This is a genomic window from Paenibacillus graminis, from assembly GCF_000758705.1.
Classification (GTDB): domain Bacteria; phylum Bacillota; class Bacilli; order Paenibacillales; family Paenibacillaceae; genus Paenibacillus_AQ; species Paenibacillus_AQ graminis.
Genome location: NZ_CP009287.1, coordinates 5,468,722 through 5,479,928 on the forward strand (window position 1 = coordinate 5,468,722; position 11,207 = coordinate 5,479,928).

Consider the following 11,207-nt stretch of genomic DNA (forward strand, 5'->3'; position numbering starts at 1 on the left):
GAGCGCAAAACGCGGGTCCGCCTCTCCCATAAGCTGAAGTTGTAAACTGATTATGACATAAGTCCGGTGATCCAGTCCATCACAGGATGATAAAATACGTAGATTCCCACGATGACGGCAAAGACCGCCGTGAGCAGCACAGCCCCTGCGGCGGTGTCTTTCGCTTTTTTGGCCAAGGGATGAATCTCCGGAGAGACCAGATCGATCGTCGCTTCAATAGCTGTGTTCAGCAGCTCGGCGGCCAGAACGAGCGTAATTGCGAGCAGCAGCAGCATCCAGCTTGACGGAGGGAGTCTGAGGATGACGGCGGCGGCAAGCACAAGTATAGCCAAAGTGCTGTGCACCTTCATATTCAGCTCGGACTTGAACGCAGAGGCAATGCCGTGCGCCGCAAACCGAAAAGAGTGCCAGAATTTTTTATGGCCTACCGCCGTATTCTTGGCCATTAGCGTGTCAACCCAACCTGAGCCAGCACCTTTTCCTGTTTGGACATCATTTCGGCTTCCGAAACCGCATCCTGATGATCATATCCCAGCAGATGCAGGAAGCCGTGGACGAACAGGAAACCCAGTTCACGTTCCAGTGAATGGCCATATTCCAGCGCCTGCTCCTGCGCCCGGGTTACGGAGATGATGATGTCGCCCAAGACATTTGGAACATCCTCTCCTTCTTCACCTTCCTCATGGGCATATACAATTTCAAGCTCGTCTTCTCCGGTTTCGTTCATGGCAAAAGAAAGCACATCCGTTGGACGGTCAATTCCACGGTATTCCAGATTCAATTCGTGAATGCGTTCGTTATTGACAAAAGTAAGATCCACTTCGCCTTCGTCAATCCCTTCCGCTTCTCCAGCTTTTTGCAAAATACTCTCCAGCAGGGCGATCAGCTCATCGCTTATTGGGTGTTCTTCCTGTTCGTTATTCCAGACGATTGCAAGGCTCATGTTGTTACGGCCCCTTCCTCTTTTTTCGGTTTTTTCACATCCTCGGGATATTCGATCCGTGAATGAAAAATCCCCATTACCGTTTCTTTCAGCGTCCGCGCAATGGTATCCAGCTCCTTGATCGTCAGATCGCATTCATCGAACTGATGATCATCCAGACGGCTCTTGATGATTTTCTCAATCATCGTCTCCACCTGTACGACTGTAGGCTTGCGGAGCGAACGGACGGCTGCTTCCACACTGTCGGCGATTCCGACTACGGCCGATTCCTTGGACTGCGCCTTCGGTCCCGGATATCTGAAGTCCTCTTCGGTGAAATCGGGCTCGACACCTTTTTCCTCAGCCAGCTTCAGGGCTTTATGATAAAAATAATGCAGGAATGTTGTACCGTGATGCTGTTCGGCAATATCCCGGATCGGCTTCGGCAGCTTGTACTCCTTGAGCATCTCCACCCCGTCCCGGGCATGCGCCACAATGATCGACTTACTGAGCATCGGCTCAATCGAATCATGCGGATTCTCCATGTTGTTCTGATTCTCTATGAAATAAAACGGCCGCTTGGTCTTTCCGATATCGTGATAATAAGAGCCTACCCGGCAGAGCAATCCGTCTGCGCCAATCGCCTCCGCCGCCGCCTCCGACAGGTTGCCGACCATCACGCTGTGATGATAGGTTCCCGGCGTTTCCGTAAGCAGCTTGCGCAGCAGGGGATGGTTCGGATTCGACAGTTCCACCAGCTTCAGCGCCGACAAAATACCAAAGGTGGCTTCGAAGAATGGCATCAGACCGATGACCAGCACTGCAGTCAGCAGACCGCTGGCAAAGGAGAAGCCAATCGCATATAAAGCCTGCGTCTGGTTCCAGACACCCCCGCCCAGCACATTCAGCATAAATACAGTCACGCAGCCAATCAGGGATACCATGATCCCGCCTTTCAGGAGCGTGGAGCGCTGTCCTGCACGGTGAGTGGCAAAAATGGCGACATAGCTAACAATAAGCGCAAAGAACCCGAAGGTAAAATCAAAAACGGTGTTCTGCTGCACATTCAGAATAATACTGGCAACAATGCTGAATAGAATGGAACAGAAGTAGGCCAGCGTCATATCCAGCAGCATGGTGATCAGCATCGCGCCAATCGCAACCGGGGCCAGGAAACCGACATATGCACGTACATCTGTCTGCAGAAACGCAGCGAGCTTGACCGTAATAATCGTAATTACAAATACCAGCACGAGCATAAGCAGCTGGGAGTTATTATACTTGAAGCCAGAAGCTCCACCAGAATACCGGATGAAAGTATACAGGCCAAAGGATAACAAAGCAGAGAGAATCAGCAGGCCAAATTGCGGCCAATAGTTGACTTCGTTGCTCAGCAGGCCATTGTCATCCAGAAGTGTATATAGCTCAGGAGTAATTAGCTCCCCTTTCGCTACAAGCACATCCCCCTGCTCAATGAACACATCGGGTGTATTCTCGCGGGCCTGCACTTTCGCTTCCTTGGTTGCTTCCTCGTCATAGAACTTGTTGCTCGTAATCACCAGCCGCACCAGTTCCTGCACCACCTCACGGGCCGTGCGCTGGCTCAGCGAACTGACGCTTACCTGCTCGGCCACCTTAGCGCGCGCGGACTGGGCATCGGTAATCTGGTCATTCATCAGCTTAGTGACAATATCCCGGGCCACCGGCTTCATCTCGATAATGTCCTGGGAGGTCAGCCGCGGAATTTTGATATAAGTCTCTTCCGGAATGACATAAGTCTGATCTTTGATCACGGATTGCATCTCATCCAGCAGCGTATCGGAATAGGTGCCTGCATTCCGGCTGGAGGCTACAAAATTCAGAATAAAATCACTGGCCCGCTGCGGGATCTCCTCACGGTAAATCGCCGTTTTGTCACTTTGCGAGATCAGGTCATCCTGATTAAGGCGGTCGATCCGGTCCAGCAGGGAAGTTACAAGATTGTCCGCTCTCATAGGAATAATCGCATAGCGGTTGGTCACATTCTCAGCTGCCTCTTCCTGGGCCTTAAGCTTGGCTTTGGTGTCAAGGATTTGCTTGGGTGCGGTGATCTCCTTGGCGCTGTGGGTTCCCTCTTTGATGTCATACTTCTTGGGTACCAGGTCTGAGGACAAGCTGAAGTAGAAAACAAGCCCCAATAACAGGAAAAGAGCATAGCGCGTCACCGCGCTATACTTCCATCCGTTGTTGCTGTATACAAATCCGCTTAATTTCGATGGTTGCTTTGAGGCCATGAAGACAGTCCCCTTTTTATTCGAGGTTTTCGGCAGAGCGTTCATAGGCGACGATAATCTTCTGCACCAGGGAATGCCGTACTACATCCTGTTCTGCAAAATAGACAAAGCCCAGCTCATCAATACCGGATAAAATCGTTTTGGCTTCAATCAATCCCGATTTCTTGCCACGGGGCAGGTCGATTTGGGTCACATCCCCCGTAATCACCATCTTGGAGCCGAACCCAAGACGGGTCAGAAACATTTTCATTTGTTCCGGAGTCGTATTCTGGGCCTCATCGAGAATGATAAAAGAATCATCCAGCGTGCGCCCGCGCATGTATGCAAGCGGAGCAATCTCAATCAGCCCGCGCTCCAGCGCTTTGGCGACCTGATCGGGGCCCATAACGTCGTATAAGGCGTCGTAGAGCGGACGGAGATATGGATCTACCTTTTCCTGCAAATCCCCTGGAAGGAAGCCCAGGCTCTCTCCAGCTTCCACTGCCGGACGGGTAAGCACTATTCGTTTCACAGAGCCTTCCTTCAGCGCAGTAACGGCCAGCACCACTGCAAGATAGGTTTTGCCGGTACCGGCAGGCCCGATGCCGAAGACGATGTCCCGCTTTTTGATCGTGGTCACATAATGCTTCTGGCCAATCGTTTTGACGCGGATGGGCTTGCCGCGGAAGGTTGTCGTAATTTCACCCTTGAATAAATCAAGCAGCTGGTCGGCCCGGAAATCCTTCGCCAGCTCCACCGCATACTGAATATCCCGCTCACTGAGTATGTAGCCGCTGCGGATCAGGGAGAGCAGCACACCCAGCAGCTGTCCCAGCATGTCCACTTCCCGCTCCGCACCGCGAATCGTAATTTCAGCTTCACGCGAGTCAATTACGGCAGGAATTTCACTTTCGATTATTTTTAGAAAACCATCCTGCGGGCCGAACAGGGATTGCGCTTCTCCCGCATTTTGCAAAGATATACGAATGCTTGCAGTCTGTTCTGACAAGTAGCCTCATTCTCCTCAGTTGTTTACTATTGGAAGTTCTTGCGTAATTCTCTCTTCCACTTCAAAGAGCACTTTCATATAAACTTTACCATTCTCTTTCTTCTCATGCAAAATTTTTTGACTTTTAATGGTGCTGTCTGTGCCGTAACGGGCCAAAATATCATTCTTCGCCTGCGTAACCCCTTCCTCGCGCGCAGCCTCTGGCGTCAATGTTTCGGCAGTATCCAGCACCTCCATTTCCTTCTCGGTCAGCAGCCCCAGCGGCAGCTCAAAAGAACGCCAGGTCAGCGGATCATGCTCCGCAAGTGTACGCGATTCCGCAAAGTCTGATTTGCCGTAGCCCCACAACTGGACCGCCCATTTGCCCAGCACCAGATAGGTGCGGTCCTTCCGCTCTCCTGTGTATGAGCTTCTCGTCCGCTTCAGCGGCACCTCTATATTGTATTCATGCCAGACCAGGCCTTTCACCTCGCCTTTGGCAACGACATATTCCATATTTTCTTCATCCCCAAGCGCACCGGAAATCAGGATTTGCCCTTTTTTGACCCGGGTATTGCGGCTTACCACCGGCCTGCCCTGTTCCGCGTAGATTTCGGTCACCACCGCATCAGTCCTGCTGACCAGGTGACGCTGGGTGAGCAGCGGCTTATTCTCCGGCTGGTCGGATTCAACGATCTGGATCTTAACGCTCGTCCCCGTCCGCTGCACTCCTACCCAGGAAACACCTGAAAGCGTTGAGGTCAGCTTTTTGGAGAGCTTGTCCGGATCATCCATACGCCAAATCCACTGGAAAGGATATACGCCCTCATGGCGTGCAGCTTGCAGAATATCCTCGGAGGCAATCCGGTTGTTCCCTTCAATCTTGACCGTCCATATCATCGAAGACAGAAGGACCAGTCCAATGCCGAACAACAGCAATCCCGCGGCAAAAAACTTCCGTTTCCACAGCTTGGCCGCATTGAACGGCAGGCCCTTCCTGGCCGTGACACGCGTACGGCAGCCTGTCTTCTTCAAGAGCGGCCGAAGGGCAAAAAAGTCATCCAGCAGCAGGTTCAGGGAAGCGCCGTTCCCGGCAGGCCTCACATCCCAGATGACGATGTCCGCTTCAGTAACAGCATTGATAAACTTTTCCACCTGCGGTCCCGTCACATGCAGTGTAACGAACCCCCGCAGTGATGCCAAAGGCGGCTGCTTCATGAGTTCTCCTCGCTTCCCTTATATCTGATCTCCCCGATAATCCCCTCTACGGCCAGCTCCTGGCCCAGAATATTCCGGATCACCAGCCCCTCGCCGGAGATTTCCAGCGAGCCGTTCACTAACGCAAGCCTCAGCTGCTCGGAAGAAAAATGCAGCACGCCGCGGTGGTTCTCAATATACAGCTCTTTATTGCCGATCAGGGTGATTCGGGGCAGCTCCTGCAGCACATCCTGCGGAAGATCCAGTACCCCGTTTGTCCATCCCCGCAGCCTGCGGCCAATACGGGTCATAAGTAGACTTCTCCCCCTTCCTGCCTTCTGTACACCTTATGCGGGAACGCTATTGTTTATGAATTAGACGAGAGCACTCGTGACTTTAAACGCAGTTTTGTTCAAAAAAACAAGGGTATCCCAAAGCAGCAGGCATGTAACGGCTGCTTGGGATACCCTTGTAGTAAAATCATATTCCCGGAATCAACCGGGTCTTACTGCTAAACTCTCATCAGATCGGTTCAGATCTGCCTGCGGTGAGAATGGGGCTGCCTCGAACGCGGCGGACCCAGTATTTCCGCCCATATCAGCCCTTCCCGCAGCGCCTTGCGGTCAGCGGCAAATTCACGGCTGCCGCTAGGGCCGGAATCAGGCCGGGCCCCCTTTTTTCCTGTGCCCGCACCGGCTGCAGACCCGTCAAATTGCAGCTGCAGCCGTTCCAGCTCCCGCTGCATCCGCTCGGCACGGGCCTGCACCCCATCCTCTTCCCCTGCTTGCTCCAACGAAAGACCTTCGCCGGTATCATAATCGGGAGAGGGGGACTCCGCAGACTCCGGCCAAGCCGGAGAAGCGTCATACTCCGCCCCGGCTCTGGACGCGGCTGGCTGGCCCGGATAAGCGGTACTGTCTCCGGGGACAGGGAATCCGCTGCGCTCTTTGGTGCCGTCCCCGTATGCCGGCCTGCTCTTCGCACGCCGGCCGGGGTTTAAGGGATGTCCGTCCCCTCCGCCGAAGGTTGGCATTCCGCCAAGCGGGGCAGAGCCCCTATTTTTACCCGCCTTGTTCAAGCCGGAAATGATTGCGATGATGATAATCGCGGCTACGTAGATCAAGCTGCCCATGGGAACTCACATCCCCTTATTTATTGGTCGGACGGTTACTGTCGTCACCATCATTTAATTTGCCGAGCGAACCGCGCATTTGGGTGTCGGCTTCAATATTTTTGAGGTTCATGTAATCCATGACCCCAAGCTTGCCGGAACGCAGCGCTTCCGCCATAGCCAGCGGCACCTGTGACTCGGACTCGACGACAAGCGCCTTCATCTCAACGACACGGGCTTTCATCTCCTGTTCATGCGCAACCGCCATCGCTCTGCGCTCTTCAGCTTTAGCCTGGGCAATGCGTTTGTCCGCCTCAGCCTGTTCAGTCTGCAGGTAGGCCCCGATGTTCTTGCCCACATCAACGTCAGCTATATCGATGGAGAGAATTTCAAAAGCGGTACCGGAATCAAGCCCTTTGGACAAAACAGTCCGCGAGATGGAATCGGGATTCTCCAGTACGTCTTTATGGGTGCTGCTAGAACCTACGGTTGTTACAATCCCTTCGCCGACACGGGCGATAATCGTTTCTTCACCGGCACCGCCGACGAGACGGTCTATATTGGCCCGTACAGTCACTCTGGCCTTCACCTTAACCTCGATGCCGTTCTTGGCTACAGCAGCTACTATCGGCGTCTCAATGACCCGTGGATTAACACTCATCTGCACAGCCAGCAGTACATCACGTCCGGCCAGATCAATTGCTGCAGCCCGCGTGAATTCCAGGGGAATATCGGCACGCTGCGCAGCGATCAGCGCATTGACGACCCGGTCGACATTCCCGCCCGCCAGATAATGGCTCTCTAGCTGATTGATGTTCACACCCAGCCCCGCCTTAGTAGCCTTGATCAGCGGATTGACGATCCGGCTTGGCGTAACCCGCCGCAGTCTCATCGCGACCAGGGTTATGATACTGATTCTTACACCCGCAGCCCAAGCTGAAACCCATAGCATAACCGGGAAAAAGCTGAAAAACACACTCAGCACGATGATCACAACAACTGCGATCAGCAAAATAGTAATTGTAGACGCTTCAACCATACCTCTTCCGACCCCCGTAATAAATTTGTATTCTGTTCTCCTTACTCCGCAGTTTCTTTCACGACCACACGTCCGCCTTCGACCTTGATCACTGAAATGGAAACCCCTGCGGCAATAAAAGAACCCTCAGTAACCACATCCACCCGCTCACCATTCAGGCTGGCCGTTCCGGCCGGGCGGAGCGGCGTGATGCTGATGCCTGAGGCTCCGACTAGACTTAGCTTCTCCAACACAGGAACAAATCCCTGCTCCTTGGTAAGACTGTCCTGTAAAATAAACCTGTTCCAGATCCCCCGCTCCTTAAAAGTGACCGCTACGATCGCAATAACCACTGCCGCTGCGGCAAAAGCAATGCCCAGGCTGAATAACGCATGCGTATAGCTGTAAGCAGCCCTTACCACACCTGCAACGAGGAGTACTGAACCAAGCAGTCCAAGTATGCCAAAGCTCGGGACAAACAGTTCCAGAACCAGCATGACAAGTCCCAGGATGAACAGCAGCCAGGTCTCGGAACCGGCAAATCCTGCCACATAGTTGCCGAAGAAATACAGCGCGAAAGCCAATGTGCCAATGATCCCCGGTACACCGAAGCCCGGCACCAGCATTTCGATGACAATTCCCGCTATACCTATGAAGAGCAGAATCGTCATCACAATCGGATTCGTCAGAAAATGCGACATTTTTTCCGCACCGGTGTGCTCTACTCGAAAAATGTCGTCTGTAGCATACCCCAGCGAGGCGATGGCCTCCTCAGGTGTACCGGCAATGCTGTCCGCGTAACCGGCTTTGAGCGCTTCATCGCTGCTAAGCGCGATGATCTGGCCCTGTGCCTTATTCACACCAAGTTCAGGCTTGTTCACCACAATATTTTTGTCCATCATTCCGGCGGCTATTTCCGGGTCACGCCCGTTCAGCTCAGCGGCACCGACCATTTTTGATTTCCAGTAGGATACCAGCTTGGCATCGTCCACGCTGTCGCCTTTGCCGTCCACCAGGGAAGCCGCGCCGATCATGCTGCCCGGCTTCATGATGATGCTGCCCGCATTCAGCGCAATGTAACTGCCTGCAGAAGCCGCATCGCCTTTAATGTAGGCAGCGGTCGGAATTGTACTGTCGCGCACCATCATGCCGATCTGCTCGGCGGAGCTTACAAGACCCCCTGGGGTATCAATTTCCAGCAGAATCAGAACGGCTCCGTAGTTCGCCGCCTCCTGAAACCCGCGCGTAAGAAAGCTCTGCAGCCCCCTCTCGATCTCCTGGTCAACAGGTATGATGAATACAGGACCGCTTTTAGGCACTGCCGAAGCCGTTCCCGCTGCACGCGGTGCAGTTTGGTCTGCGCTTGCCGCACCCGCGAAAGGCAGCAAAAACAGCACCAGTAAAAGTATGGAAATACCCGCTGCAGCCATTTTACGAATTTTTTTCAAGGCCTTCCCTCCCTTCCTCATCTATTTCCAGCCCGTAATGCTTAGTACGCCCTCTAGGCATATGCGTTTCATAATTTGACCAGATAGAACAGCCGAAAAAGGGACACAGTATTTAACTATCTTATACTGTATCCTCAAAATAATCCGATAAACATATCCATATTTATCTTTGGGTAAACGAGTACAATCGGTGGCGCCGTGTTCCAAAAAGGAGGTCTTTCCACCGCCATTCGCCTGCCAGCAATTCGGACAGGAGACCCCCTTATTGGGGCAGATGAAGCGATTTCGCAGGTCAAATAAGGTGTTTATACCTCTCATTTGGCCCCGCAGGCCGGTTGCCGCGAGATCAGAGGTATTTATACCTCTCTTTTGGCTCCGCAGGCTGTTCGCCGCGAGATCAGAGGTATTTATACCTCTCTTTTGGCTCCGCAGGCTGTTCGCCGCGAGATCAGAGGTATTTATACCTCTCTTTTGGCTCCGCAGGCTGTTCGCCGCGAGATCAGAGGTATTTATACCTCTCTTTTGGCCCCGCAGGCTGTTCGCCGCGAGATCAGAGGTATTTATACCTCTCTTTTGGCTCCGCAGGCCGATTGCCGTGAGATCAGAGGTATTTATACCTCTCTTTTGGCTCCGCAGGCCGATTGCCGTGAGATCAGAGGTATTTATACCTCTCTTTGGCCCCGCAGGCTGTTCGCCGCGAGATCAGAGGTATAAATACCTCTCATTCCGACTCGCTGTGTCGGGATCCTTTCGAAAAAGCATACTCTTCATAAAATAGCGTCTTCTCTGTCCGCTCCACTTTGCAGAAGAATCCTATTTGTCCCAGACCGCCTACGCTTATGGCCTGAGGCTTAGTAACAAGCCGATTGTACAATAAAACGAAAAACACCCCTTATCAAAGGGGTGCTAGCGTTATATTATTGCAGAAATTGCAGAACCGCCTGGTTCACGAGTTTACCATCGGCGCGACCTTTTACCTTAGGCATCAGTGCGCTCATCACCTTACCCATTTCACTTTTCGAAGAAGCACCGGTTTCCTGGATGGTCTGCTGTACAATTACTTTAATTTCTTCTTCGGAAAGCTGATCTGGAAGGTATTTCATGATAATCTCGATTTCTGCCTTCGTACTCGCGGCAAGCTCGTCGCGACCCGCTGATTCAAATTCTTGGAGGGCATCTTTGCGCTGTTTGATTTCACGACTAAGGATATCAAGCACTTCGTTGTCGTCTAATGTTCTCTTCAAATCTATTTCAAGATACTTTATTGTAGAACGAACCATTCGAATCGTGGAGAGTGTGAACTTGTCCTTACTCTTCATCGCTTGCTTCATATCTTCGTTTAATCGTTCGCTAAGATTCATGCGTGGGTAATCCTCCTAAAACTTTCTCTTACGAGCAGCCTCAGACTTCTTCTTGCGCTTTACGCTTGGCTTTTCATAATGCTTGCGTTTCTTCACCTCAGCCAAGACACCATCCTTAGCAATGGAACGTTTAAAGCGACGAAGTGCAGCATCAATTGTCTCGTTTTTGCGAACTTTCGTTTCAGACACCAGTTTTCCCTCCCTCCGACCAGACCGTCCAAGAGCATAACAACACGGTTCATCAAATTTCATTATAGGTCAAAGCGAAATAAGGTGTCAACCTTCGTGTTATTCTTTTTTTGGGCCGGGTGCTTCCATATTTGATTTCTGTCAGGCGTGGGATGTCGAGTTACCGACAAGTGCGCCTAATTTGGCACCGCCAAGCAAGTGATAATGGAGATGAGGCACGGCTTGTCCGCTGTCCGGTCCACAATTATTGATCAGCCGGTACCCGCTGTCCGCAATCCCGAGCTCTACGGCAATTTGCTGTGCCACAGCGTGAATCTCGCCGATCAGCGGCAGGTCCTCTGGTGCAACATCATTCATGGAAGCAATGAACTTCTTGGGAATGATCAGCACATGAACCGGGGCTGCAGGTTCTATATCATAGAAAGCCAGAATCCGTTCATTCTCGAAGACCTTCTTGGAAGGGATTGAACCCTCAATAATTTTGCTAAACACGGTTTCCATGGAAATGCTTCCTCCTATTAGTTTTGGTGAGAGTACAGCAAGTTCATTCAGCTTGTGCAAGCCATGCTTGGGAATGACTTTTCTTCGCGGCATCATAATTTATGTCTATAATCATACAGGATAATTCCGGATTGGGAAAGGCGTCAGGGAATATGCGCATTGTATAAGTCACTTTGGGACGATAATTCGTCCGGATTTTTATTGCAAGCCTCGCAAAAAA

The 11,207-nt window shown here is 52.0% G+C and carries 13 protein-coding genes; 1 reads left to right on the forward strand and 12 read right to left on the reverse strand.

The genetic code is table 11. The features are described from left to right. Nucleotides 1–50: 50 nt before the first annotated feature. From PGRAT_RS23675 to PGRAT_RS23715, 9 genes are all read right to left on the reverse strand, one after another. A complete protein-coding gene (locus PGRAT_RS23675; RefSeq protein ID WP_025704605.1) occupies nucleotides 51–446 on the reverse strand; it encodes a diacylglycerol kinase family protein in 396 nt (131 codons plus the stop codon). Then, on the reverse strand, nucleotides 446–943 hold the full coding sequence (gene ybeY / locus PGRAT_RS23680; protein WP_025704604.1) for an rRNA maturation RNase YbeY: 498 nt from the start codon (nucleotides 941–943) through the stop codon (nucleotides 446–448). The genes PGRAT_RS23675 and ybeY overlap by 1 nt, the downstream gene beginning before the upstream one ends. Further along, nucleotides 940–3,195 (reverse strand): HD family phosphohydrolase, encoded by a 2,256-nt coding sequence (locus PGRAT_RS23685; protein ID WP_025704603.1) that lies wholly within the window; start codon nucleotides 3,193–3,195, stop codon nucleotides 940–942. Before PGRAT_RS23685 ends, ybeY begins: the two co-directional genes overlap by 4 nt. Before the next feature lie 16 nt (nucleotides 3,196–3,211). Beyond that, a complete protein-coding gene (locus tag PGRAT_RS23690) occupies nucleotides 3,212–4,183 on the reverse strand; it encodes a PhoH family protein (protein ID WP_025704602.1) in 972 nt (323 codons plus the stop codon). Nucleotides 4,184–4,198: 15 nt separating this feature from the next. Next, a complete protein-coding gene (gene yqfD, locus PGRAT_RS23695) occupies nucleotides 4,199–5,380 on the reverse strand; it encodes a sporulation protein YqfD (protein WP_036704024.1) in 1,182 nt (393 codons plus the stop codon). Further along, nucleotides 5,377–5,670 carry a sporulation protein YqfC gene (gene yqfC, locus PGRAT_RS23700; protein ID WP_020426372.1) on the reverse strand — a complete coding sequence of 98 codons (294 nt, stop codon included), beginning with the start codon at nucleotides 5,668–5,670 and terminating at the stop codon, nucleotides 5,377–5,379. Before yqfC ends, yqfD begins: the two co-directional genes overlap by 4 nt. A gap of 221 nt (nucleotides 5,671–5,891) precedes the next feature. Beyond that, on the reverse strand, nucleotides 5,892–6,491 hold the full coding sequence (locus PGRAT_RS23705) for a hypothetical protein (protein ID WP_025704601.1): 600 nt from the start codon (nucleotides 6,489–6,491) through the stop codon (nucleotides 5,892–5,894). Nucleotides 6,492–6,507: 16 nt separating this feature from the next. Beyond that, complete coding sequence (gene floA / locus PGRAT_RS23710; protein ID WP_025704600.1) at nucleotides 6,508–7,509, reverse strand: flotillin-like protein FloA; 1,002 nt, start codon at nucleotides 7,507–7,509, stop codon at nucleotides 6,508–6,510. A 41-nt stretch (nucleotides 7,510–7,550) separates the two neighbouring features. Continuing rightward, on the reverse strand, nucleotides 7,551–8,936 hold the full coding sequence (locus tag PGRAT_RS23715) for an NfeD family protein (RefSeq protein ID WP_025704599.1): 1,386 nt from the start codon (nucleotides 8,934–8,936) through the stop codon (nucleotides 7,551–7,553). 318 nt (nucleotides 8,937–9,254) lie between these two features. Here PGRAT_RS23715 and PGRAT_RS23720 point away from each other — a divergent pair, with 318 nt between their 5' ends. Beyond that, nucleotides 9,255–9,650, forward strand: a complete 396-nt coding sequence (locus tag PGRAT_RS23720; RefSeq protein ID WP_156124077.1) for a hypothetical protein — start codon at nucleotides 9,255–9,257, stop codon at nucleotides 9,648–9,650. 203 nt (nucleotides 9,651–9,853) lie between these two features. Here PGRAT_RS23720 and PGRAT_RS23725 read toward each other — a convergent pair whose 3' ends face one another. The 3 genes from PGRAT_RS23725 to PGRAT_RS23735 all read right to left on the reverse strand — a co-directional run bounded on the left by PGRAT_RS23725 (nucleotide 9,854) and on the right by PGRAT_RS23735 (nucleotide 10,987). Then, nucleotides 9,854–10,297, reverse strand: a complete 444-nt coding sequence (locus PGRAT_RS23725) for a GatB/YqeY domain-containing protein (protein WP_020426367.1) — start codon at nucleotides 10,295–10,297, stop codon at nucleotides 9,854–9,856. 15 nt (nucleotides 10,298–10,312) lie between these two features. Continuing rightward, a complete protein-coding gene (gene rpsU / locus PGRAT_RS23730; RefSeq protein ID WP_005547957.1) occupies nucleotides 10,313–10,486 on the reverse strand; it encodes a 30S ribosomal protein S21 in 174 nt (57 codons plus the stop codon). 141 nt (nucleotides 10,487–10,627) lie between these two features. Next, on the reverse strand, nucleotides 10,628–10,987 hold the full coding sequence (locus PGRAT_RS23735; protein ID WP_042267300.1) for a histidine triad nucleotide-binding protein: 360 nt from the start codon (nucleotides 10,985–10,987) through the stop codon (nucleotides 10,628–10,630). Between the last annotated feature and the right edge of the window lie 220 nt (nucleotides 10,988–11,207).

Coding starts and splice junctions, on each gene's coding strand:
- PGRAT_RS23705 (WP_025704601.1), bottom strand. CDS start 6,491: ATGGGCAGCTTGATCTACGTAGCCGCGATTATCATCATCGCAATCATT.
- PGRAT_RS23735 (WP_042267300.1), bottom strand. CDS start 10,987: ATGGAAACCGTGTTTAGCAAAATTATTGAGGGTTCAATCCCTTCCAAG.
- PGRAT_RS23685 (WP_025704603.1), bottom strand. CDS start 3,195: ATGGCCTCAAAGCAACCATCGAAATTAAGCGGATTTGTATACAGCAAC.
- yqfD (WP_036704024.1), bottom strand. CDS start 5,380: ATGAAGCAGCCGCCTTTGGCATCACTGCGGGGGTTCGTTACACTGCAT.
- PGRAT_RS23675 (WP_025704605.1), bottom strand. CDS start 446: ATGGCCAAGAATACGGCGGTAGGCCATAAAAAATTCTGGCACTCTTTT.
- floA (WP_025704600.1), bottom strand. CDS start 7,509: ATGGTTGAAGCGTCTACAATTACTATTTTGCTGATCGCAGTTGTTGTG.
- yqfC (WP_020426372.1), bottom strand. CDS start 5,670: ATGACCCGTATTGGCCGCAGGCTGCGGGGATGGACAAACGGGGTACTG.
- PGRAT_RS23725 (WP_020426367.1), bottom strand. CDS start 10,297: ATGAATCTTAGCGAACGATTAAACGAAGATATGAAGCAAGCGATGAAG.
- ybeY (WP_025704604.1), bottom strand. CDS start 943: ATGAGCCTTGCAATCGTCTGGAATAACGAACAGGAAGAACACCCAATA.